General features: G+C 73.9%; 23 protein-coding genes. 6 read left to right on the top strand and 17 right to left on the bottom strand.

The features are described 5' to 3' along the window. Positions 1-4: 4 nt before the first annotated feature. The 3 genes from ACZ4Z1_RS00885 to ACZ4Z1_RS00875 all read right to left on the bottom strand — a co-directional run bounded on the left by ACZ4Z1_RS00885 (position 5) and on the right by ACZ4Z1_RS00875 (position 1,601). Positions 5-250: a DUF6332 family protein gene (locus ACZ4Z1_RS00885; RefSeq protein WP_468484434.1), complete on the bottom strand. Its 246-nt coding sequence runs from the start codon at positions 248-250 to the stop codon at positions 5-7. Positions 251-448: 198 nt separating this feature from the next. Next, positions 449-1,231 carry a maleylpyruvate isomerase family mycothiol-dependent enzyme gene (locus tag ACZ4Z1_RS00880; protein ID WP_468484433.1) on the bottom strand — a complete coding sequence of 261 codons (783 nt, stop codon included), beginning with the start codon at positions 1,229-1,231 and terminating at the stop codon, positions 449-451. Then, a complete protein-coding gene (locus ACZ4Z1_RS00875; protein WP_468484432.1) occupies positions 1,218-1,601 on the bottom strand; it encodes an SCO4225 family membrane protein in 384 nt (127 codons plus the stop codon). Before ACZ4Z1_RS00875 ends, ACZ4Z1_RS00880 begins: the two co-directional genes overlap by 14 nt. 345 nt (positions 1,602-1,946) lie before the next feature. Here ACZ4Z1_RS00875 and ACZ4Z1_RS00870 point away from each other — a divergent pair, with 345 nt between their 5' ends. Then, a complete protein-coding gene (locus ACZ4Z1_RS00870) occupies positions 1,947-3,179 on the top strand; it encodes an ROK family protein (protein ID WP_468484431.1) in 1,233 nt (410 codons plus the stop codon). 220 nt (positions 3,180-3,399) lie between these two features. Here the strand turns inward: ACZ4Z1_RS00870 and ACZ4Z1_RS00865 are convergent, their stop codons facing one another. The 5 genes from ACZ4Z1_RS00865 to ACZ4Z1_RS00845 all read right to left on the bottom strand — a co-directional run bounded on the left by ACZ4Z1_RS00865 (position 3,400) and on the right by ACZ4Z1_RS00845 (position 6,886). Beyond that, on the bottom strand, positions 3,400-4,128 hold the full coding sequence (locus ACZ4Z1_RS00865) for an aspartate/glutamate racemase family protein (RefSeq protein WP_468484430.1): 729 nt from the start codon (positions 4,126-4,128) through the stop codon (positions 3,400-3,402). Positions 4,129-4,241: 113 nt separating this feature from the next. Beyond that, complete coding sequence (locus ACZ4Z1_RS00860; protein WP_468484429.1) at positions 4,242-5,255, bottom strand: phosphotriesterase family protein; 1,014 nt, start codon at positions 5,253-5,255, stop codon at positions 4,242-4,244. Continuing rightward, a complete protein-coding gene (locus tag ACZ4Z1_RS00855; RefSeq protein ID WP_468484428.1) occupies positions 5,252-5,836 on the bottom strand; it encodes a DUF4865 family protein in 585 nt (194 codons plus the stop codon). The genes ACZ4Z1_RS00860 and ACZ4Z1_RS00855 overlap by 4 nt, the downstream gene beginning before the upstream one ends. Positions 5,837-5,870: 34 nt before the next feature. Next, positions 5,871-6,266: a (R)-mandelonitrile lyase gene (locus tag ACZ4Z1_RS00850; RefSeq protein ID WP_468484427.1), complete on the bottom strand. Its 396-nt coding sequence runs from the start codon at positions 6,264-6,266 to the stop codon at positions 5,871-5,873. A gap of 38 nt (positions 6,267-6,304) precedes the next feature. Continuing rightward, positions 6,305-6,886 (bottom strand): TetR/AcrR family transcriptional regulator, encoded by a 582-nt coding sequence (locus ACZ4Z1_RS00845; RefSeq protein ID WP_468484426.1) that lies wholly within the window; start codon positions 6,884-6,886, stop codon positions 6,305-6,307. A 185-nt stretch (positions 6,887-7,071) separates the two neighbouring features. Between ACZ4Z1_RS00845 and ACZ4Z1_RS00840 the strand changes: the two genes are divergently transcribed. Continuing rightward, entirely contained in the window at positions 7,072-7,416 is a 345-nt protein-coding gene (locus tag ACZ4Z1_RS00840) for an SHOCT domain-containing protein (RefSeq protein ID WP_468484425.1), read from the top strand. 166 nt (positions 7,417-7,582) lie between these two features. On the opposite strand, the gene ACZ4Z1_RS00835 is transcribed toward ACZ4Z1_RS00840, so the two are convergent. Both ACZ4Z1_RS00835 and ACZ4Z1_RS00830 read right to left on the bottom strand, forming a co-directional pair. Then, on the bottom strand, positions 7,583-8,131 hold the full coding sequence (locus ACZ4Z1_RS00835; protein WP_468484424.1) for an ATP-binding protein: 549 nt from the start codon (positions 8,129-8,131) through the stop codon (positions 7,583-7,585). A gap of 172 nt (positions 8,132-8,303) precedes the next feature. Further along, positions 8,304-8,594: a hypothetical protein gene (locus ACZ4Z1_RS00830; protein WP_468484423.1), complete on the bottom strand. Its 291-nt coding sequence runs from the start codon at positions 8,592-8,594 to the stop codon at positions 8,304-8,306. Between the two features lie 304 nt (positions 8,595-8,898). Between ACZ4Z1_RS00830 and ACZ4Z1_RS00825 the strand changes: the two genes are divergently transcribed. Then, positions 8,899-9,996 (top strand): PLP-dependent cysteine synthase family protein, encoded by a 1,098-nt coding sequence (locus ACZ4Z1_RS00825; RefSeq protein ID WP_468484842.1) that lies wholly within the window; start codon positions 8,899-8,901, stop codon positions 9,994-9,996. 213 nt (positions 9,997-10,209) lie between these two features. On the opposite strand, the gene ACZ4Z1_RS00820 is transcribed toward ACZ4Z1_RS00825, so the two are convergent. Next, positions 10,210-11,055: a DeoR/GlpR family DNA-binding transcription regulator gene (locus ACZ4Z1_RS00820; RefSeq protein ID WP_468484422.1), complete on the bottom strand. Its 846-nt coding sequence runs from the start codon at positions 11,053-11,055 to the stop codon at positions 10,210-10,212. Positions 11,056-11,338: 283 nt separating this feature from the next. On the opposite strand from ACZ4Z1_RS00820, the gene ACZ4Z1_RS00815 reads away from it, so the two are divergent. Then, a complete protein-coding gene (locus ACZ4Z1_RS00815) occupies positions 11,339-13,753 on the top strand; it encodes a hypothetical protein (RefSeq protein WP_468484841.1) in 2,415 nt (804 codons plus the stop codon). A 7-nt stretch (positions 13,754-13,760) separates the two neighbouring features. Here ACZ4Z1_RS00815 and ACZ4Z1_RS00810 read toward each other — a convergent pair whose 3' ends face one another. Together ACZ4Z1_RS00810 and ACZ4Z1_RS00805 are read right to left on the bottom strand one after the other, a co-directional pair. After that, on the bottom strand, positions 13,761-16,229 hold the full coding sequence (locus ACZ4Z1_RS00810) for a right-handed parallel beta-helix repeat-containing protein (protein ID WP_468484421.1): 2,469 nt from the start codon (positions 16,227-16,229) through the stop codon (positions 13,761-13,763). Between the two features lie 245 nt (positions 16,230-16,474). Further along, the gene (locus tag ACZ4Z1_RS00805; protein WP_468484420.1) at positions 16,475-17,080 is read right to left on the bottom strand and encodes an Rv1733c family protein; all 606 of its coding nucleotides are present in this window, start codon (positions 17,078-17,080) and stop codon (positions 16,475-16,477) included. Between the two features lie 249 nt (positions 17,081-17,329). On the opposite strand from ACZ4Z1_RS00805, the gene ACZ4Z1_RS00800 reads away from it, so the two are divergent. Further along, a complete protein-coding gene (locus ACZ4Z1_RS00800) occupies positions 17,330-18,070 on the top strand; it encodes a CBS domain-containing protein (protein ID WP_468484419.1) in 741 nt (246 codons plus the stop codon). 36 nt (positions 18,071-18,106) lie between these two features. On the opposite strand, the gene ACZ4Z1_RS00795 is transcribed toward ACZ4Z1_RS00800, so the two are convergent. From ACZ4Z1_RS00795 to ACZ4Z1_RS00780, 4 genes are all read right to left on the bottom strand, one after another. Next, positions 18,107-18,520, bottom strand: coding sequence for an ATP-binding protein (locus ACZ4Z1_RS00795; protein ID WP_468484840.1), 414 nt, complete (start codon positions 18,518-18,520; stop codon positions 18,107-18,109). 38 nt (positions 18,521-18,558) lie between these two features. Beyond that, positions 18,559-19,449, bottom strand: a complete 891-nt coding sequence (locus ACZ4Z1_RS00790; RefSeq protein ID WP_468484839.1) for an MEDS domain-containing protein — start codon at positions 19,447-19,449, stop codon at positions 18,559-18,561. Between the two features lie 166 nt (positions 19,450-19,615). Beyond that, entirely contained in the window at positions 19,616-20,455 is an 840-nt protein-coding gene (locus ACZ4Z1_RS00785; RefSeq protein ID WP_468484418.1) for an MOSC domain-containing protein, read from the bottom strand. Between the two features lie 93 nt (positions 20,456-20,548). Then, a complete protein-coding gene (locus tag ACZ4Z1_RS00780; RefSeq protein WP_468484417.1) occupies positions 20,549-21,010 on the bottom strand; it encodes a DUF6643 family protein in 462 nt (153 codons plus the stop codon). A gap of 258 nt (positions 21,011-21,268) precedes the next feature. Here ACZ4Z1_RS00780 and ACZ4Z1_RS00775 point away from each other — a divergent pair, with 258 nt between their 5' ends. Further along, positions 21,269-22,621 carry a TerD family protein gene (locus tag ACZ4Z1_RS00775; protein WP_468484838.1) on the top strand — a complete coding sequence of 451 codons (1,353 nt, stop codon included), beginning with the start codon at positions 21,269-21,271 and terminating at the stop codon, positions 22,619-22,621. Positions 22,622-22,627 lie beyond the last annotated feature (6 nt).

Below are 22,627 nucleotides of genomic sequence, written 5' to 3'. Positions count from 1 at the left end.
AGCGTTATCCGGAGCGCCGGCCGGCGAAGCGGCGCAGGACCCGCACCACCCGCCACACGAACGCGACGGCCGCCGCGCTCCCGGCCGCCGCCAGGGTCACGCCCGTCCACGTCCGGTCCGGGTCCGTGAACAGCAAGGGGCTCACGACCACGACGAAGGCCAGGGCGGCCACGAACGCGCCGGTCAGCAGGGTGAAACCGATCTCGACGGTCATCGCGTCGCGATCGGCCTGGGAGCGGGTCGGAGACATGGTGACAGTCTGTCATGCGGCGCCCCGAGGTCGGTCGTTGCCGGAAGTGCGGAAGTGCAGGGGGCGCACCGGAGTCGCAGGGATTCCGGAGTCGCAAGGGGTGCCGGGTGGTCGGGGCCGCCCGGCACCCCTGCGACTCCGGCCCCGTCCGCCGTGCGGTGTCCGCCGGATGCCCGAGCGTTCAGGTCGCCCCAGCGCTCAGATGCCCGAGCGCTCCTGCCACAGCCGGGCCAGCCCGGCGTCGCCCGTGATGGTGAGGCCGTCCAGCGGGCGGCGGTTCCACAGGGCGAGGTACAGGTCGGGCGCCGGGCCCTCGATCGCACAGTCCGCCGCAGTGGCCCCGGGCACGGCGGTGCCGTCCGGTGCCGGCGCGCTCGGTATGCGCTCCGCGTGCGGCGGCGCGTCCGACAGCCGTACCGTCCAGGCCGCGTCGGGTGTCCCGGCCGCCCCGGTGGCCCGTATCAGCAGCGTCTTGGGCAACTCCGTCCGCATCGTGCTGCGCTCGCGCGCCTGCATGCCGACGAGCAGCTCGTCGATGCCGTCGACGGCGAAGGCGGGCGTGGCGGCGGTGATGCGCGCGCCGAGCGCCGCCTCGGCGTCGGCGCGGTGCACCGCCGTCTCGTGCGCCTGGCGGCGCGCCCAGAAGGCCAGCGGGGACGGCGCGGGCAGGAAGGTCCAGCACGCCAGGTCCGCCGGGGCCGAACGCAGCGCCCGCACCAGCGTCCGGCAGCCGTCGCGCAGCCAGTCGGCGAGCTGCTCGTCGGGCAGGTCCGGGCCCTCCGGCGGCCGGGACGGCTGCTGAAGGCCCTGGGCCACGAAGCCCGTCGCCCAGCGGTGCACCCGGCCCGTGTGGGAGAGCAGGTCCCGCACCCGCCACTGCGGGCAGGCGGGGACCGGCGTGTCGGCTCCGGCCTTCTCCGCGGCGTCCGCGAGGAGTTGCCCGTCCCGCTCCAGGGACTCGGTGAAGTCAGTGATCTCCATGCCGCCGAGTGTGCCAGCCACCACTGACAACGGCCCGGCCCGCGCCCGGACGCCCGCGCAGCGCGCGGTGGACCAGCCCGAGCAGCAGCGCGTTGACCAGCGCGGCGACGGCCAGCGTCAGGATCAGGTACCACAGCGGCGACCCGGTGTCGCCCCACAGCGCATCACCGGCGAGCCACAGCGGGAAGACCGTGGGAGCGGTGAGCAGTGCGGCCCAGATGCCGGAGAACGAGGCGTCCTCGTGCGGCACGAAAGCCAGGTCCACCACGGCGAAGAGCACCGCCGCGACCACCAGCGCCAGGTAGACGAGCGAGACCGGATTGCCGAACATCAGCCGTGCGGGTCCGCGCAGCCGAGACGTGACGTTCATGCAGCCCCCAGGTGTCGGGATGGCCGGGCGAAGCCGGGGCGTGCGTCCCGCGCTCCGGCCGGATGCCCTGGCCGAATCCATGACCAAGTAGCCAATCATGGTCCGCATATGGTCTCTTCCGGCAGGTCGGGTACCCGGCATCGGCGTATCGACTCCCTCGTACACGTCGGTACGCGCCGTGCGGTAGCCGTACCGGGACGCCTCCGGTACGCGTTGCCCCGCTCCCGGCCGTACGAGGTGTGTGCCACCTCGGCCATGAGCATGCGGGACCCGGGTGGGCGCCGCGTTCCCCGGAAGGGTGGCCCCGTATTTTGTTTACCGTCGGCACAAAGCAAGAATGGGCCCGTGACCCACACTCGGACAACCAGGCTGGAGCGGGGCCGCAGCGCTCTCGGACCCGCACTGGAGCTCGTACACACCGGGCGCGCACCCACCCGTGCCGTCCTGACCTCGGAACTCGGCGTGACCCGGGCGACCGCGGGCGCGGTGGCGGCGGAGCTGGAAGCGCTCGGGCTGATCACCGTCGACTCCCGCCCGACCTCCTCGGCGGGCTCCCAAGGCCGCCCGTCCCATCGGCTGTTCCTCGACGAGAACGGTCCCGTCGTCCTGGCCGCGCAGATTCACGCCGACGGCTTCCGCACCGCGCTGGTCGGCCTCGGCGGGCGGATCGTCGCCACCGAGAGCGGCTGCGACACCATCCCGGCCGATCCGGCCCACGTACTTGCCGAAGTGGTGGCGTCCGGGGCCGGAATGCTCGAACGGTCCGGGCGGCGCTGCCTCGGCGCGGCGCTCGCCATCCCCTCCGCCGTCGCCGAACCCGACGGCGAGGCCCTCAACCCGCTGCACCTGGCCTGGCCCACGGGCGCCCCCGTACGCCGCCTCTTCCGGCGCGCCCTCGCCGAGGCCGGCATCCCCGGCGTCACCGCCGCGGTCGGCTTCACGGGCAACGACGTCAACCTCGTCGCCCTGGCCGAACACCGGCACGGCGCCGGCCGCGGCGCCCGCGACCTGCTGTGCGTCGCCTCCGGGCACCGCGGCGTCGGCGGCGCGCTGGTCCTGGACGGCCGGTTGCACAGCGGCAGTTCGGGCCTGGCCCTGGAGGTCGGCCACCTGACCGTCAACCCGGAGGGCGCGCCCTGCCACTGCGGCAGCCGCGGCTGCCTGGACGTCGAGGCGGACCCGCTCGCCTTCCTCGGCGCCGCGGGCCGCGCACCGGGCCCCGAGGGCTCGCTGCTGCGGCAGGCCACCGACCTGCTGCGCGAGGAGTACCAGGAACCGTCCGTACGGGCCGCCGCCGACCTGCTGATCGACCGGCTGGGCCTCGGGATCGCCGGACTCGTCAACATCCTCAACCCCGACCGCATCATCCTCGGCGGCCTGCACCGTGAACTCCTGGGCGCCGACCCGGAACGGTTGCGGGCCGTCGTCGCCGAGCGCAGCCTGTGGGGCCGCAGCGGCGGCGTACCGATCCTGCCCTGCACGCTCGACCACAACAGCCTGGTCGGCGCGGCCGAGCTGGCGTGGCAGCCGGTGCTGGACGACCCGCTGGTGGTCCTGGAGGCGGAGGGGGAGAAGTGACGGCGGGGGCATCGGCCGGGGAGGGAAGGAGCCGAAGCCGGCTGAACGGCCGCGCCGGCACGTCACCGGCCCCGCGACCGCCTCGCCCTGCCGCCCCCTCCGAACCGCCCGACGCCCGGCCCGCGACCGCCTCTCCGTGCCGCCCCTGAACCGCCTGATGCCCCCGAATCGCCGGAAGCCCCGCCCGCGGCCACCTCGCCCCGTCGCCCGCCGCGGCACCTCAGTCCCCGACCGGACCCCCGCGCCACCGCGGCGCGGCCCGCCGGCCGACGGCGGTCTCGAAGGCCGTGCGGGCCAGCAGCCGGGTCGAGTCCAGCGTCGGCAGCGGCGAGACCTCCGGCGTCACCAGGAGCGGTATCTCCGTGCACACGAGGGCGACCGCGTCGCAGCCGCGGGCCGCCAGCCGCTCGATGACGCGTACGTACTCCTGGCGCGAGGGCTCGGCGAAGACGCCGTTCACCAATTCGTCGAAGATGATCCGGTGGACGGTACGCCGGTCGTCCTCGTCCGGCGCGTCGGACGCGATGCCCCGTGCTCCCAGCGCGTTCCTGTAGAGCGGGCCGTCCATCGTGTACGCGGTCCCCAGGACGCCGACCCGTCGGTACCCGTCGCGGGCGGCGCGTTCGGCGACCACCTCGGCGATGTGCAGGCCGGGCAGCGGCAGCTCCTCGCCGGGCAGTCCGAGCGCCATGTGGGCGGTGTTGTCCGGGCAGACGAAGAAGTCCGCCCCGGCGCGGGCGAGCCGCGCCACGCTCCGCGCGAGCGTCGCCCGCACCGAGTGGTGATCACCGGCGTCCCAGGCGGGCATGCTCCGCGCCATGCTGATGCAGTCCAGCGTCACGTCCGGGTGGTCGTACGCTCCCAGCTCGGCGGACGCCTCCTGGCAGAAGGTCCGGAAGCACAGCGCCGCCCCTTCGGTGCTGTGCGCGAGAATGCCCAGGTGTCGCATGGTGCCTCCAGTGGCCGACGGTCGCGCTGCCGCCATTGTCGCCCGCCCCACTGACAACGGCCGTCCGCTCGCGGGCTCCAGGCGCCCGCCACCTGCTCCTGTGCCCTCTGCTCCTACGCCCCCGGCTCCCACGCGACCGCGAACGCACGGCCCGGGTTCACCGTGAAGACGTCCCGCACCAGCGCCTCGCCCAGAGCGGCTTCGAGCCGCGGACGCAGGCGGCGCAGCAGGTAGGGCATACCGGGCCCGCCGGCGGCCGACCGGGCCGCCGCCGTCGTCGTGTCCCCGCCGAGCAGCAGCCGGTCCCCGTACCCGGCGTCGGCGAGCGCGGCCAGCGCGTCCGGCAGCCGCCAGTCCGTGGCGTGGTGGGCACGGGACGGCCCGTCGAAGGCCAGATAGGCCCCGGCAGCGGCGGCCGACCGGTGGACGGCCAGGTCGGGGAAGCGGTTGAGGTGCCCCAGGAGGACGCGCCACGGCGGCACCTCCAACGTCCCGCACAGCAGGTCGAGTACGTCCGGCGCGCCGGTGCCCAGCTCCAGATGGACGCCGATGGGCGCGCCCGTGGCGTGGTGGGCCTCGGCCGCGGCGGCCATGGTGTACCGGGCGTGCGCGTCCAGCCCGTGGAAGCCGCCGGCGACTTTGATCATCCCGGCACGGGGGCGCGCGGCGGAGGCGCCGGCCTCCGCGGCGTCCCCGCGGTCCCCGGCCCAACTCCCGATCCCCGTCGTCAACTCCGCCACGAACAGCTCCGCCAGACCGGCCCGGCCCGCAGCGACGCCCGAAGCGCCATCCGTCCCCATCACCCGCCCCAACACCCCGGGCGCGTAGTGAACCGCCTGGTGCAGACCCGTAGCCGCGACGATCCGCACCCCCGACTCCTCGGCGAGCCGCCGCAGTTCACCGGCGCGCCGCCCCATCCCGTACGGCGTCCACTGGACCACCGTGCCGCCGCCCGCCTCCTGGAAGGCCCGCAGCTCGGCCGCCGCCGCACCGGTGTCGGCGAGTTCCTGGCCGGGCAGCTGCGGGCTGCGCAGGAACAGGTGGTCGTGGGCGTCGCAGAGGCCCAGCGTGGCGGGGGTGACGTCCCCCGAGACCGTACGGACGGTGGGCTGCGCGCGCTCGTTCACCACTGCGCTCCGGCCGGCAGCAGCCCGGCCCCCGGTGCGGACAGGTGCAGCACCTCGAAGCGCTCCCCGTCGGACTCGGGCGCGGTGCCCTCCCAGAGGGTGAAGTGCACCAGTTCCCAGTGCCGGGGGTCGAGCGCGAGGGCGGTGGTGTGGACTCCGTCCGTACGGGCCAGCCGCCGCTGGCCGGCCACCGCTTCCTCGACGGCGGTGGCCGGATCCGTCCCCTCGTCGAGCGCCTGCGTACGGCGGACGAAGGAGCCGGGCACCGCTCCGGCGGACGGTCCCCGCTCGTGGTGGACGCCTGTCCAGTGCCGCACCACGGGGCGGCCGAAGTCGCGGATCACGCCGCGGAAGCCGTCTGCGAGCAGGAAACGGTTCATCGCCAGGGTGTCGGCCCAGAGGTAGAACGGCGCGTATTGATTGACGGGCGAACCGTCGACACCGCGCTCCCGGATGCCGTACGCCTTGATTCCGAGCCCTTCGCAGGTGTCGAGGAGGTGGCCCCGGGTGCGTACCCGGTCGCGGATGATCTCCATGTCGTAGTCGGCGGGCAGGGTGACCGCGTACTGCAGGGCGTGCACAGAAGCTCCAAGTGAGGGAAGAGACGGGGGCGGTTCACGCGGTCCGGGCGACTTCGTCGACCAGGCGGCCCCAGTCGGCGGTCGTGCCGTCGTCCGCCGCCTCGACCAGGGCGAGGTGGGTCATGAACGTGCCGGGCGTGGCGCCGTGCCAGTGCCACTCGCCGGGACCGGTCCACACCGTGTCCCCGGCCCTGATCTCCTCGACCGGGCCGCCCCGGCGCTGTACCAGGCCGGCGCCCTCGGTGACGTGCAGGATCTGGCCGTGCGGGTGGCGGTGCCAGGCGGTACGGGCGCCGGGCGCGAAGTGGACGCTGAACAGGCGCAGGCGGGACGGCGCGGGCGGCGCCGCGAGCTCGTCGAGCCATACGGTGCCGGTGAAGCGCTCGGCGGGGCCGGCCTGGCTGCCGGGACGGGTACGGGTGATCTCCATGGCGATGACGCCTTTCCGGTGGGCGCGCTGACGGCCGGTCAGCCGGCGGTGGCCGGGCCGGTGGCGCGGGCCGCGAGCAGGGACAGCACGCCGCGCACGGCGGTGTCGAAGGGGTCGGGCGACTCGGCGGCGCGGGCCAGTACGTAGCCGCCCTGCACGGTGGCGACGACGGCGGCCGCGGTCTCCTCCGGGTCCAGCTCCGCGTCGAACTCGCCGCGTTCACGCCCCTCGCGGAGAATTGCGGCGATCCGCCCGCGCAGCCAGTCGAGGGTCTCGGACACCGGCTGCCGCAGTGCCGGGTCGGCGATGACGTCCGGGTCCATCGTCAGCCGGCCCACCGGGCAGCCGCGCAGCACGTCACGCTCGCGCAGGAGGTAGGCCCGCACCCGGCCGTACGCGCTCCCGTCCCCGGAGAGGGTGGTGTCGGCGGTGGCCCGCATGGCTTCGGCGGTACGGCGGATGGCGGCGAGCGCGAGGTCGGACTTGCCCGCGAAGTGGTGGTACATGCTGCCTTGTCCGACGCCGGCGTGCTGCAGGATCGCCTTCGGGCTGGTGCCGGTGAAGCCGCGCTCCCAGAGGAGCTCCCGGGTGCTCTCGATGAGCCGTTCGGAAGTGGTCATGGGGTGACTGTACATACCAGTAGTTACAGAGATCAACCGCGGTCGGTGAGGCCCGTGCCGCGGGGGCCGGTCTACTCCCTCGGCGGTACGCGCGATGCCCCCGGCCGTACGACGACCGGCGGCTCCCGACGGGCCAGGCTCGAAAGAGCGACTCCGCAGCCGCGCCGACAAGGAGATGATCTGTCATGTACGAGCCTGCCGCGTTCGGGCCCGCCGTTCACGAACTCGCGCAACCGTGGACCGGCGGCGGCCCCGGCCCCTGGTTCCTCCTCTTCCCGCTGTTCTGGGCGGCCGTCGCGTTCGGGGTGATCACCCTGCTGCGGCGCACCGTGTGGCGTGGCCGCCGTCGGCCGCTCGGTGGCCTGCGGGGCGCCGGTCCCGTACCGGCAGGCCATACCGGCCCGTCGCCCATCGACCTGCTCGCCCGGCGCTTCGCGGCCGGGGAGATCGACGAGGACGAGTACTGGCGCCGGCTCTCCGTCCTGGACGAGCGTTTCGGCGCCGCCGGAGGGAAAGGCGGAACAGTGTGAACGAGGGCGCGCGGACTTGCACGGCCGCGCGCCCGCACACGCCACGCGCCGCCACCGGGTGAAAGCTCACGTCCGCACCCCACGCCTCGCCCGCCGCAGCCCCGCCCGGCACCCGGCGGACCGCTCCGCGGGACTGGCCTTCGCAGTGGCCCTGCCGCCCCGCCCTTCAACCGACCCCGGCCCCCCGTACCCGCGGACGGGTGTCCACCGGTGTCCGCAGGGGTGGTTCGGCCGATGTGAGCGCCGGTTCGCGCACCGCCTTGCCGCGGGCGCACGACGAGCGCCCCACAGAGGTACGGCGTACCGCCTCCTCCGGGGCCGGTGAGAGCGCGGGGAGCGTGAACCAGACGACCTTCCCGCCGCCGTCGGGCCGCACGCCCCAGCTCTCGCTCAGGGCCGCGATCAGTGACAGTCCGCGGCCCTCGGTGTCGAGGGCGCCGGCAGTCCGTACCCGGGGCAGCCGCGGGTCCAGGTCGCGCACCGAGACCGTCAGCTGGTCCAGGAGGACGAGCAGTTCCACGGTGCACTGTTTGCTGGGTACCGCGTGCTGGTGCACGTTGGCCAGCAGCTCGGTCACGCCGAGCGCCGCCGGGTCTATCAAAGCGTCGAGACGCCAGTACCGGAGCTGCGCCGATACGATTCTGCGCACCTGGCCGATCCGGGCCGGAAGGGCCTGGAGCTCCACCGTGCAGTGTCTGCTGGGCTGCCTGATCACGACCGCGACTCCCTGATGAGGTCGGGCGCCCTCGTACGTCGGGGGCGAAGATCGGATCCAGCGATGCCGCCTTCCACCACAGTGTCACCGCTGGTGAACCCTCAGTGATACGAGTCCAGGGTCGTCCCACCAGTGCGCTCCCGCAACCGCACCGTCCCCCGAAAGGACTCTGTCATGCGCGAGCGGAGCGTGCCGCGCGTACGGCATCCAGGAAGCGGTCCGGGGTGCCCAGTGTCAGCGAGTAACGGTGTCCGTTCAGGGTCGCCAGCGCCCGGTCGCGGGTCGCGAACAGCGGTTTGTGCGCCTGTACGGCCTGCACCGGCGCACTGTCTATCTCGGTGCCGTAGCTCGTCAGCAGCGCCAGTCTGCCGTCCTTGATCACGACCTGGCCCGCCCGGGTGAGCGACCGGAGCAGCCATCTCTCTATGCGTACCCCGGTGGCGTTGAACTCGGGCTCCGCCATGGCGATCACCTCCTCAGCACGTCGGGCGTGCGCTCTCCACCCGCCCCCTTGGTGCGCAGTCTGCCTGCGTCGTGCCGCGTGCACCAGTGCCCCTTGGCCAAAGCTCGCCCCTGGTTCGGTCCCAGTGGTGCTTGGGGATGCTCAAAGGGTTGTTTATGCAGGTGAGAAGCGTGTGGCGGGTGGTTATAGTCGGAACCGGCCCGGCGTTCCGCGCGGGCCTGGAACAAGGTCGGGGAGCGCGCCGATGAGCACCGCACAGACACCACACAGCCCCGCGGGCCGGGTGCCCGACAGTGGCTGCCCGATGCCGACCGTGGACGTCGACCGCAGTGATCCGGACTACCGGGGCTGGCTGAAAGAAGCCGTCCGCAAGGTGCAGGCGGACGCCAACCGGACGGCGGACACCCACCTGCTGCGCTTCCCGCTGCCGGAGGAGTGGGGCATCGACCTGTATCTGAAGGACGAGTCGACCCACCCGACCGGCAGCCTCAAGCACCGGCTGGCCCGTTCGCTGTTCCTCTACGGGCTGTGCAACGGCTGGATCCGGCCGGGCAAGCCCGTCATCGAGTCCTCCAGCGGCTCCACCGCGGTCTCCGAGGCGTACTTCGCGAGCCTGATCGGTGTGCCCTTCATCGCGGTGATGCCCGCCACGACCAGCCGTGAGAAGACCCGGCTGATCGAGTTCCACGGCGGCACCTGCCACCTCGTGGACGACCCGCGGACCGTCTACGCGGTCTCCGCCCGGCTCGCCGCCGAGTCCGGCGGGCACTACATGGACCAGTTCACCTACGCCGAACGGGCGACGGACTGGCGGGGCAACAACAACATCGCCGAGTCGATCTACCAGCAGCTGCGGCTGGAGCGGTACCCGGAACCCGCCTGGATCGTGGCCACGGCCGGTACCGGCGGCACCTCGGCGACCATCGCCCGCTACGTGCACTACATGCAGTACGACACCCGCATCTGCGTGCCCGACCCGGAGAACTCCTGCTTCTTCGACGGCTGGCGCACCGGCGACGCGAAGACGGACTGCGCCACCGCCTCCCGCATCGAGGGCATCGGACGGCCGCGCATGGAGCCCAGCTTCGTGCCCGGCGCCGTCGACCGGATGATGAAGGTCCCGGACGCGGCGAGCGTGGCGGCCGTACGGGCCCTGGAGCGGGCCATCGGGCGCAAGGCGGGCGGCTCGACGGGCACCGGCCTGTGGAGCGCGCTGAAGATCGTCGCGGAGATGGTCGCCGAGGGGCGCACCGGCTCGGTCGTCACCCTGCTCTGCGATCCGGGCGACCGGTACCTGGACAAGTACTACTCGGACGGCTGGCTGGCGGAACAAGGCCTGGACATCGCGCCGTACGCGGCGACGATCGACAGCTTCCTGGAGACCGGCAACTGGCCTGCCTGAGCCGTTCCGTAGCGCCGACCTGAGCCGCTACCTACGTACCTACCTACCTACCTACCGCCTGAGCTGTCCGCTGCCGTCCTGCCGGCCGGCGGCCCAAGGCCGGTGCCGACGCCCACGAAGCCGGCGTACGCGGCGAGGCATGGGCGGCACCCCCGGTCGGGTCGGAACCTCAGGGCACGCCCTGCGGCTGGGCGTCACTGCAGCCCCGGTCCCTCAGACGTCTGTGCCGTCGCCCGGTTCGCCCGCGACGACCAGTTCCGGCGGCAGTTCCGCGATCTCCTGGCGTGCCTGTGCGGGCAGGCCGCGGTCGGTCACCAGGACGTTCACGTCCTCCAGGGTGGCGAAGGAACTGAGTCCCACCGTGCCCCACTTGGTGTGGTCGGCCACCACCACGACACGGCGGGCGGAGCGGACGAAGTGGCGGTTGGTCTCGGCCTCGGCGAGGTTGGGCGTGGACAGCCCGGCCTCCACCGATATGCCGTGCACGCCGAGGAAGAGCACGTCGAAGTGGAGGGAGCGGATCGCGGCGTCCGCCACCGGCCCCACCAGGGTGTCCGAGGGGGTGCGGACCCCGCCGGTCAGTACCACCGTCGCCGCGCCCGCCCGCGGCGCCTGGCCGCCGCCGGCCGCCGCCCGCTGCGCGTTGTAGAACACGTCGGCGACCCGTACCGAGTTGGTGACGACCGTCAGGTCCGGCACCTCCAGCAGCTGCTGGGCCAGGGCGAACGCGGTGGTGCCGCCCGCCAGGGCGATCGCGCCGCCCGGCGCCGCCATCCGGGCCGCCGCCTTGGCGATGTCCTCCTTGGCGCTCAGCTCCAGCCCCGACTTGGCCTCGAAGCCCGGTTCGTGGCTGCTCGGCTCGCTGACCGGGACCGCGCCGCCGTGCACCTTCTCCACCATGCCCTGCCGGGCGAGGGCGTCCAGGTCGCGCCGGACCGTCATGTCCGAGACGTTGAGCTTGCGGGTCAGCTCGTTCACGCGGACGCCGCCGCGCCGTCTGACCTCGTCGAGGATCAGAGCGCGCCGCTGCTCCGCGAGCAGGTTCTGGTTGTCGCTCACCCCGGCCTGTCCCTTCCGCCCGGCTGCCGTTGCGCCCACATCCTCGCACGCGGCAGCGGGCGAATCCGCCCCGCCCGGGTGGGGTGTGCGCCCGCGGAACCGGGAAGAAGGCAGGCGCGAGCCGTGCGCCCGGAGCCGCGGGCGCTGGTTGAGCATGACATGACAGTGGTGGGCGCCGCCGGGTACCGTGCGGCGCCGACCGGCACGTACGGCATCGGGGGACAGACCAGTGGACAGCGCGAGCAGCACGCACCGAACGACTCCGGAAGGGCCGGACGCCGCCCTGGGCAGGGACGGGCCGGACGCCGCGCCCAACGGGCCCGACGCCGCCCCTGACGGGCCGGGGGGCACCGCCCCGGACGCCGCACCACCCGGCGAACGGCAACCCGCCCTGGAGCTCCTGGTGCACGGCGTCGGCGGCACGACTCCGGAGCGGATGCTCGGCGACCCGCGCACCGTCCTGGTCACCGGCGACGACACCGCCGCCGTGTACCGCAGGGCCGTCGACGCCGACGCCGAGCAGCGCCCCGACGATTACCGCGCCGAACCGATCCGCGAGGCGTACTGCTGGTGCAACCTCACCTCCGGCAACGGGGCCCGCGCCCTGTGGCTGATCCTGCTCCCGTTCATGGTCGCCAACCTCGCCCACTGGATGCGTCCCGCCGCCCCCTCCCACCACAGGGGCCACCGCGTGTACGACATCCTCGTCCGCCTCCTCGCCCTCAGCCTCACCGTCCTGCTGGTCGCCGCGGCCTGCGAAGTGGCCCTGGACCTGACGGCCTGGCAGTGCGCGGGCAGCGCCGCGTGCGCCGCGGGCAAGTCCTGGATGGGCTTCCTGAGTCCGGAGCAGGGCGGCACGTGGAGCGGGCCGGGCCGCCGCGTGGTGGTCGCCGCCCTGATGCCGCTGCTGCTCGTCGGCTTCCTGTGGTGGCTCTCCCGCCGCACGTGGAGCGCGTACGAGTCCGCCTCGCCGCCGCCGCGGCGCCCCGGCACCTCCCGTGACGTCCCGCCCGCCCAGCGTCCCGCGCTGACCCGCCGCGGCTTCTGGTACGGCCGCCGGGTGGTGGCCCGGCTGCGTGCCGCGCACACCGCGGCCGGGCTCCTGACCATCGCCGCCGCGCTGCTGGCGGCCGGGCTGGACTTCGACCGGCGTACAGGGAGCGGCGGTGTGCTGCCGGCCCTCGGCCGGGCCCTGCTCGTGCTGGTGCTGATGCTGGCGGTGCTCACCGTCTGGATCGTCTGCCGCACCGCGCGCTGCGAGGCCGAACCGGACGAGCACCGCGACCGGTTCCTGGTCAGGGCGCTGCCGTTCGGCACGCTCGGCGTGCTGGTCCTGGCGGCCGTCCACACGGCCTGGGCCCGGCCCGGCTGGGTCAGCGGCGACCGGCTGCCCGGCAGTGGCGCCTTCGGCGGCATCGCCGTCTTCCAGGGCCTGCTGGTCCTCGGTCTCGTCGTCACCGCCGGGTTCCTCCAGAACGCCGCACGCCGCCACGGACACGGCGACGGGCGCGCCGCGCTGAAAGGGTTCCACGGCGCGGCCGTCGCCCTTCTGGGGTGCGCGCTGGGCGGCGTGCTCACCGGGGGAGCGGCCCAGCGGCTGGGGGACTGGCTGGACGATGGCGCGACTCCCGGGCGGACCGGTGCCCCGATCGCCGGGCCGCCCGTCCTGCTGTCCTGGCAGGCGTCGGTGCTCCCGGTGCTCCTGGTGGTCGTCGCGGCCTTCGCCGTCCTGGCCGGTGTGCAGATGCTGCTGGTGCGCCGCAAGGTGGAACCGGACATCCCCGGTCTCTACGACAAGGAGGAACGCCTCGATGAGCAGCGGGCGCGCCGTATCGCCGCGACCATCGCACGGGCCGGACTCACCGATTCCGCGCCGGTCCTGGTCGGCGCCGTCTGCGTCGTCACCCTCGTGCTGGGCGCCGGCGCCGTGGCCGGCGCCTGGCTCACCGACCGCGCGCCCGGCCGCGCCACGGAGCAGGCACCGCTGCTGGTGCACACGGCCGCCGCGACGGCGGAGTCGCTCGGATCGTGGCTGATGGGTGTCGGCGTGCTGCTGCTCGCCGTCATGGGCTGGCGCGCTTACCGGGACCGCTCCACCCGCCGTACCGTCGGCATCCTGTGGGACGTCGGTACCTTCTGGCCGCGCGCGGCGCACCCGTTCGCGCCGCCCTGCTACGCCGAGCGCGCCGTGCCCGACCTGACGTGGCGGATGGCGACCTGGACGGAGAGCAACGACGGCTGCCTGGTCATCTCCGGCCACTCCCAGGGCAGTGTGCTGGCGGCGGCCGCCGTCTGGCAGCTGGACCTGGTCACCCGCAGCCGGGTCGCGCTGCTCACGTACGGCTCGCCGCTGGAGCGCCTGTACGGGCGGTGGTTCCCCGCCTGCTTCGGGCCGGAGGCGCTGACCGGGCTGCACCGCGAGATGGACGACTGGCGCAACCTGTGGCGGCTGACCGATCCCATCGGTGGTCCGATGCGGCTCACCTGCGAGGACGGTCCCGACATCGACCTCGGCCCGCTGCGTGACCCGCTCGCCTTCGGGCGGACCCTGCACCATCCGCTGCCCGCCCAGATCCTGGGCCACGGCGACTATCAGTCCGACCCGGTGTTCGAGGAGACCCGCGCCGTGCTGATCGCCCGGCTCGGGGCGGGCGTACCGCACCAGCGCAACAATCCCGAGCAGCCTAAGGGCTGTTGACGGGGTATCAGGGCAGGTCGGGCAGGTCGTCCGCGTACAGCAGCGTGAGGTCGTCGGTGTCCGGGTCGGCCAGCAGGGCGACCCGGCCCGCGTGCCGCTCGACCATCGCCTCGAACGTCTGCCGGGCGGTCCGCCCGTTGCCGAACGACGGGCCCTTGGGGAGCGCGGTGAAGTACTTCAGCAGCGCCTCGCCCGCCCCATCGGCCAGCCGGTACTCATGCTCCTCGCCCTGCTGTTCGACGATGCGCAGCAGGTCCTCCGGCGCGTAGTCGCCAAAGGTGATGGTCCGTGAGAAGCGGGACGCCACGCCCGGGTTGACGGCGAGGAAGCGCTCCATCTCGGCCGTGTACCCGGCCACGATCACCACCACCGCCTCGCGGTGGTCCTCCATCAGCTTCACCAGCGTGTCGATCGCCTCGCGTCCGAAGTCCCGCCCGGAGTCCTCCGGCGAGAGCGCGTACGCCTCGTCGATGAACAGCACCCCGCCGCGCGCCCGGTCGAAGGCCTCCTGCGTACGGATCGCAGTGGACCCGATGTGCTCGCCCACCAGGTCCACCCGGGACACCTCCACCAGGTGACCGCGTTCCAGCACGTCCAGCGCGGCCAGGATCTCGCCGTAGAGCCGCGCGACCGTGGTCTTGCCGGTGCCGGGGGAGCCGGTGAAAACGAGGTGGCGGCGGACGGAGGCGGCCTTGAGCCCGGCCTCCTGGCGCCGACGCCCCACCTCGATCATGTTGATCAGGCTGCGGACCTCGCGCTTGACGCTCTCCAGGCCGACCAGCTTGTCCAGTTCGCCGAGCACCTCCTCGGAGGGCCGGCTCACCGCGGCGGCCTGCGCGGGTTCCGGTGCGGGCTGCGCAGGCTGCGCTGTCTGCGCGGGCTGCACCGGTACGGCGCCCAGCAGCCCGGTGGTCTGCGTCGCCGGTACGGCCGCCGGAGCCCGCACCGCGGGGGCCGGTACCGCCGGCTCCCCGGCCGCCCGGCTCTCGTCGCTGGTGCAGTCCAGGACGGCCGGCCCGCCCGCGTACCCCTCACCCTGCGCGGCGGCGCCGTCCGCGAACTCGTACCCGCCGCGTGCGCACCGCTCGGTGCGGCAGCGCGTCAGCGTCGTACGGCAGCCGTCGATGATGTGGAAGCCGTAGCCCGAACTGCCCGTCACCCGGCAGCCGGTGAACGTGCCGCGCCCCTCCGCCGAGACGTAGAAACCCGCCTCGGCCGGGGAGGCGACCACGCAGCGCTCCACCGTGGGGTCGGCGCCCTTGGTCACGATCACACCGGTCTGTGCCGCGTCGATGGTGCAGTTGGCGAGCGTGCCGCCGCTGCCGTGATCACGGAACCAGGCGCCGGTCGCCGCCTCCCGGATGCGGCAGTCGTCGAGCTGCACGGTCGCGCCGTCGCTCACCGACACCGCCGTGTTGCGCACCTGGGACAGATCGGAGTCCACCACGTCCGCACGCGAGCCCCGGTCCAGCACGAACAGCGCGTCCGGCACGTCGTGCACCCGCGTCGAGTCCAGTACGGCGGTGGCGCCGTCGCTGACCCACACCGCCGGATAGTCGCCCGTACTGTCGTGGATCTCGCACTGGTTGGCGTCCACCCGGGTGCCCGGGTCCCACACGGACAGCCCGTTGCGGCCGAAGCGCCGCACCGTGCTGCGGGTCAGCGTCAGCACCGACCGGGAGCGCAGGTCCACGGCGTTCTCCGGGATGTCGTGGATGTCGCAGTCGGCGAGGGTGAGCACCGCGTCGGTGTCCAGGGTGATGCCGTCGGCCGAGGTCCGGTGCACCGAGCAGTCGGTCAGCTGGCCGCTGGCCCGCGCGGCCACCTGCACCCCCGCGCCCTTGATCTCGTACAGCTCGCAGCCGACCGCCTCCACACCGCTGCCCTCGCCGTCGACCGACAGGCCCGCACCGGAGGCGTGCCGCACCCGGCAGTTCTCCAGCCGCGGGTGCGCGCCGCCGCGCACCGCGATCCCGGACCGTCCGGCGGCCACCACCTCGCACTCCTCGAAGATGCCGCCCGCGCCGTCCAGCACGCTGATGCCCACACCGCCCGGATTGTCGACCGTGCAGCGGCGTACGGTCGGGCGCGCGCCGCCGCGCACCTCGATGCCGGACGCCGAACGTGTCACCACCCGCAGCCCGTCCAACTCCGGAGCCCCGTCCTCCACCAGCACCGCGGGCGCCGTGGAGTCCTGCCCCTCCACCTGGAGATCCTGGACCGTCGCCGAGGCGCGCACGGTCAGCGCCACGCCGTCGGCGGGCGCGATCCGCACCGCCCCGCGCGCGCCTTCGGGGCCGCGCAGGGTCACCGCGCGCAGCAGCACGAGGTTCTCGCGGTACGTACCGGCGCCCACGGTCAGTACGTCGCCGTCCCCGGCGGCTTCGAGGGCCGCGGCCAGCGAGCTGTACTCGCCCGTGCGGCGCCGCCACCGCGATGTGCCCGTGTGCGTCACCTGGACCGAGCCCTGTGCCATGGCGCTGTCGTGCCCCCACCTCGTGCGGCTGTTACCGGCCCGGCAGTTGTACGTCCGCGTATGTCCGCGTACGTGTGCCCGGAACCCCAGCCGGGAGGCTGGCCGCTCCACCGTAGCGCGCCCGGCAGGCGCCGGATGACATGGTCAGCCTGTATGCGCGGGAGTTCGGCGACGGCGACGGGCGGCGGCCCGGCGGCCTGCATCAAGGCCGTGCCGAGGGCCGTTCGGCAGCCCGCGGCGGCCGTTCAGCTGCCCGCTCCGGCCCGCCCCCAGTCCTGGCCCGCACGCTCCCACTCCCGCTCCCAGCGCCGGTATCGGCGCTTCAGCATCCGGCGTGTCACCAGCTGCCGGCCGCCCGCGGCCACCGCCGCCGTGACGGCCCCCGCGCCGAGCCCCGCGAGCACCGCATGCGCCCCGGCCGTACGCGCGTCCATCGGCCGCGCCACCACCCGGCCCCGCACGTCGGTCCAGATCCGGAACCGCTCGCCCGGCTCGACGGCCCCCGGCGCGGCGACCGGACCGCTGTGCTCGCTGCCGTCCGGCGCGGTCCAGCGGGCGTCCACCCGGCGGTGCATCTCACGGCCCGCGGCCGCCTCCGGGCCGGAGCCCGGGGAAGGGCGCGCAGCGGCCCGCTCCGGCGTCGCCCAGACCTGGTGCCGCTCCTGCGCCTGGGACCGTACGGACCGCCGCAGCGCGTCATGGGCGGCGCTGCCCGCCGCGAGGCCCGTGAAGCCGCCGCCCAGCACGATCAGCAGGGCGGTGGCCAGCGCCACCCACGCCTCCAGGAGGTCGGTCGTCCGGCGCAGCGGGTTGCGCCGCCAGCGCCACAGTCCCGCGATGACTCGTAGCACGTCGTGCCCCCTCTCCGTGTCCGCAGGTACCTCGTCCGGCGCGCGTCATGCACGGACCGGGCGAACGGAGAGCGAAATCACCGGCGGCGCCGCGCGCGGCCGGGTGGACGGGGGCGCCGGGCCGCGTACGGCGCGCGGCCCGCACGGCACTCCCGCACCTGCGGGGCGCGCACCGTATCGCCGCGTGCGCCGCCTTCAGCCGGTCCCGGCGGCGGCCGACACTGTATCCCTGCATGAGGGAGGCCCGTGATGGAGCACCGACAGGTCGGCCGGCTCATGAACACCGAGGTCGTCAGGGCCCGTCAGACGACATCGTTCCGGGAAGTGGTCAGTCTGCTGAGCCGGCACCGCAAGACGGGGCTGCCCGTCGTCGACGGGGACGGCAAGGTCGTGGGTGTCATCTCCGAGACGGACCTGATGTTCCGTCAGGCCGCGCAGGACATGCTGCAGACCCGCTGGTACAACCGTCGCCGGCTGACCGGCAGCGCCCGCGCGGCCCGGGCCAGGAAGCGCAGTCTGCGGGCGGGCCAGCTGATGACCTCCCCGCCGGTGACGATCGGCCCCCACCAGACCGTCACCGAGGCCGCCCGGCTGATGGTGACCGGGAAGATCGACCGGTTGCCGGTCGTCGACGCGGAGGGCCGGCTGTGCGGGCTGGTGACCCGCAGTGACCTGCTGAAGGTCTTCCTGCGCCCGGACGAGGAGATCCGCGAGGAGCTGATCACCGAAGTTCTTGTGCGCACCCTCGGCCTCAAGCCCGGCGCGCTCGGCGTGTCCGTACAGGCGGGTGTGGTGACGCTGTCGGGGCGGCTGGGGCGCAGCAGCGAGGTGCCGGTGGCGCTGCGGCTGGCGGGGCGTATCGACGGGGTGGTCGCGGTGGTCGACCAGCTGGAGTACGAGCGCGACGACGCCACCGAACAGCACGGTGAGCAGATCGTGCGCGATCGGGCGCAGGAGTGGCTGCGGGGTCCGGAGGAGGGTCCGCTCTGAGGTGGCGGGGCGTGGCCCCCCGCGTCCGGGCGCGCGTCACTGCACCCGTACCGCCAGTGTCACCTCGGCCCCGCGGCCCCCGGATGTCCCCGCGTCGCCCGGCCGGACCGCGAACCGGTCCGCCACCAGGCGCGCGAGCCACAGCCCGCGCCCGTGGTGTGCTCCGTCGAGCCCCGGCAGCAGTTCCGGGATCACCGTTTCGCTGAAGCCGGGGCCCGAGTCGGTGATACGGCACTCCAGTTCGTCACCGATGCGGCGCAGCAGCAGCCGGCCCGAGCCGCCCGCGTGCTCCACGGCATTGCCCGCGATCTCGTCCACGGCCAGGACGAACTCACCGCGCCGCGGCTCCGCCAGGCCCTCGCGCAGGGCGCACTCCTCCACCAGCAGCCGCAGCTGCGGCAGCACCCGCGCGGTGAAGCGGCGCCGCAGCAGGCACGTGGCGGTCCGCATGTCGACCGGCCCGTCCTCGGACGTGGCCGGGTCCGGGGTCAGCACGGCCGTATCACCTCCGTCATGGCCAGCCGGGTCACCGTGCCCGCGCCGAGCCGGTGCAGCGTGCGGGCGTGTACGCGGTCGCAGCGGATCTCCACGAGGTCGTGTCCGCCGGCCCGGTCGGCCAGCGCGATCAGCGCGGTGGCGCAGCCCACCGACAGCAGGTGCAGACGCGTCAGGTCCACGGTGAGCCGGCGCGTTCCCGCGCTGCCGGACAGCGCCAGCTCCAGCGCGGTGGTGAAGGAGCGGCGCGCGGGGGCGTCCGCGTCGCCGATGAAGTGCAGGCTGCCGTCCCCGCCGCGCACCGACCGCAGGCTGCCGAGCCGTTCCAGGAGGCTGCGCGGGTGCGCCCGGTCCATCGCGTGCAGCACCTCGCGGCTGAACCAGCGGCGGTCGTAGGCGCAGATCTCGCTGTACGGGCGGTCGTCGAACAGCGCGTCCGCGTGCGTCTCACGGTGCATCATCACCCGTACGTCGGCGTTCAGGTCGGGCACCCACCGCATGTCGATGAAGGCCCGCAGTCCGGCGAAGCCCTCGGCGGCGGCCCGGGCCGTCTCCGAGTGCAGCCGCCCGAGCTGCCGCTCGGGTGTGAACCGCAGGTCCGGGCGGATCAGCCTGCGCATGCTGCTCAGCACCAGCTGCCCCCGTTCGCGGGCGGTCACGGTGCTGTGGCCGGTGAAGTCGAGCCGGGCCAGCACCTCGGCCTCCGGGAGCCACGGGTCGGGGAAGAGCATGACCTTCTCGCCCTGGGCGAGTCCGAGCCGTACGAAGGCGGTCATGACCTCCCAGCGCACCTCGTCGTCCTCGTAGCTCACAAAGGCGTGGTCCCCGGGACGCATCTGCTGCACCGGAATGAGATGGTCTCCGGGCGGTTCCCAGGTCGGCATCGGCACCTAGACACTCCCCACGGCTCCCGCAGTCGGCAACGCCGTGCGCTCACTGTAGGCAGCCGGACACGCGCCCGCAATGCGGCCGGGCGCTCCGCGGCCGGGGGTGTGCGCCGGTGCCGACGGGGCGTCAGGCGCCCGCCGTGCGGGCGTCGGCGGGCGGGACTCAGGCGGGTGGGCGGCGGGCGAGCACCTCGAAGGGGTCGCCGACGCGGAGGGTGCCGGTGCCCTCCGGGATCAGGTTCTGGCCGAAGAGGAGCTGGTCACCGACGCGGCGGTGGCGGGCCAGGGTGCGCAGCGGTTCCTTGCCGCGCTGCCCGGTCCGCTGGTCGGTGGTGGTCATCACGCACCGGCCGCACGGTTTGACCACGCGGAAGGTGACCTCGCCGATACGTATCCGCCACCATGCGTCCTCGTCCCAGGGCGCGGTGCCGTCCACCACGACGTTCGGCCGGAAGCGGTCCATCGGCAGGGGGCCCTCGTCGGCGTGGTCCCCCCGGGCGACGAGGGCGTTGAGGGCGGCGAGGGAGGCGGTGGTGGTGAGGAGCAGGGGGAAGCCGTCGGCGAAGCTGACGGTCTCGTCCGGCCGCGCGTAGGCCGGGTCGACGGGCCGCCGGAGAGCCGGCTCGTCCAGGTGCACCAGTGTCACGGGTACGCCCAGGTAGGTGCTGAACCACTCGGCGGCGGCGCCGGACGCGGGCACCGCCTCGACCTTGTCCCCCCACACCTCGACCGGGACCGTCACCCCGGGCTCCGGCACTTCGACGGTCAGCGGCGGCATCTCCGGGGCCGTCAGCCGCAGGGCGCCGCCCGGGAGTTCCGCGGCGGCCGCCGCGGCCAGCCGGGGCCGCGCGCGCTGTGTGACGAAGCGGCGCCCGCCGTCGACGAGCATCCAGCGGCGGTCCCCGGCGAGCCCCCACGGTTCCACGACCGCCTCGCCGGGTCCTGACCCCGCCACGGATTTGACCGGATACCGGTGGATGGCCTGGAGGAAAGGGTTCAGCACGCCCTCATCCTGCCAGGCCCCCGCTGCGGCCCGGTCACCGGTGCCGCCCGGTCGTGCAGGACCGGTCCTCCGCCCGCCTACGGCCCCGCCGGGTCAGTACCCGCGGGGGTACTGCTGGCGGCCGCCGTACGGATCGTCGTACGGGGACGGCGCGGGACGAGGGGCGACCGGACCGGCCGGGCGCATCGCGTCGTAACCCGTGCCGCCGTTCCCGGCGGGGCGCTGGGGCTGTTGCTGCTGGGCGGGGTAGCCGCGGGGGCCCGCCTGCTGGGGGATGTACGGCGCCGGGGTGCTCTGCAGGGGAGCGGCCGGCCGGTCCGCGGCGCCCTGGTAACCCTGGCCGGAATACGGCTGGGACGGCGCGGCGGGGAGCGCGGGCAGCGCCGACGGCAGGGCCGGCATGTACGACGAGCCCGAGTCATAGGGCAACTCGACCCGGATCGGGGCAATCTGCGGAGTGCCGCGCTCGGCGACGAGGGAGTCGTAGATCGGGGTGTCCGGGAAGGACGGCGAAGCGTAGTAGCCGCCGCCGTAGGTAGAGCGGGGGGAGGTCATACCTCTTAAGTTAAGCCCACGATGTGCCGGTTGGGGAGCCTGAAAAGAGGGTTGTTTCGCGTGTCGTGTGCAGTCTCTGATCCATAATGTGAGCGAACTTGGCAAAAACGGTCGCGATCGCCCGTAGGGATCGTGTAAAGGCCGTGTCCACATCAGATGAACGGCGGACATTTTTCGGCAAGTAGGTTGGAACCTGCCACCGTGCAGAAGGGGCACCGCACCGGAGCCCGGCGAGCGAAGCGAAAGAGAGGCGTCATGATGCCGATGCCCAAGGGAAGCAACGTCGCGGTACCGGCCACGTCGGTACGGCTGGAACTGGGGTGGCGCACCGGACCCGGCACCCCTGACGTGGACGCGTCCGCACTGCTGCTGACCACGGCCGGCAAGGTCCGCGACGACGCCGACTTCGTCTTCTACAACCAGCCCGCGCACGCCTCCGGAGCCGTCCGCCACGAGGGCAAGCGGTCCGCCGGGGACACGGTGACCGACAGCCTCTCCGTCGACCTGGCCCGGCTGGAGCCCGCCGTGGACAAGGTGGTGCTCGCCGCCTCGGCCGACGGGGGCGCCTTCGGCCGGGTGGCCGGGCTGCACATCCGGGTGCTCGACGCGGGCAGCGGCGCCGAACTGGCCCGCTTCGACAGCCAGGACGCCACCGCCGAGACCGCCTTCGTCCTCGGGGAGCTGTACCGCAGGCAGGGCGTCTGGAAGTTCCGGGCGGTCGGTCAGGGGTACGACACCGGGCTCGCCGGGCTGGCCACGGACTTCGGCATCAGCGTGGAGGAGCCCCCGGCCCCGGCCGCCGCGCCGGTCCCGCCCGCCGCCCCTCCGGCGGCCCCGGCCGCGCCGCCCGCCCAGCCGTACGGGGCGTACCCGCCGCCTCCGGCCCCGTCCGCCCAGCCGTACGGCGCCGCACCGGTCCCCGCCCCCGCCGCACCCGTGAGCCTGTCGAAGGTCACCCTCACGAAGGAGGCGCCCGCCGTCTCCTTGACGAAGCAGGGCGGCACCTCGGGCACACTGCGGGTCAACCTGAACTGGCAGCAGGCCGGCAAGCCCGCCGGACGCCTGGGCAAGAAGCTGGGCCGCAAGACCATGGAGGCGCTCGGCGCCCGCGGCGCGCTGCTGCCGCAGTCCGGCGACCTGGACCTCGACCTGTGCGCGCTGTACGAACTGACCGACGGCAGCGCGGGCGTGGTCCACCCCATCGGCGGCAACTTCGGCGCGCTGCACACCCCGCCGTACATCCAGCTCGACCAGGACGACCGCACCGGCGCCGCCGCGGCGGGCGAGAACCTGACGGTCGGTCTGGACCACCAGGACCGCATCCGGCGCATCCTGGTCTTCGTGACCGTCTACGCGGGCGCCAAGAGCTTCGCCGGGCTGCACGCGACGGTCACCCTCCAGCCGCAGTACGGCGCCCCCGTCGACTTCTCGCTCGACGAGTGCACCGTCCCGTCCAACGTCTGCGCCCTCGCCCTGATCACCAACACCGGCAGCGAGCTGGTCGTGCGGCGCGAGGCCCGCTACCTGGTGCCCGCGCCGGGCGTCAGCCCGCAGCGCACGGTCGACGAGGCGTACGGCTGGGGGCTGAACTGGTCCCCGGCCAGCAAATGAGCCTCC

It is taken from the genome of Streptomyces sp. NPDC030165 (genome assembly GCF_055573595.1).
The sequence above is the reverse complement of the archived record's forward strand: the minus strand, read 5'-3'. Positions and strand labels throughout refer to the sequence as shown.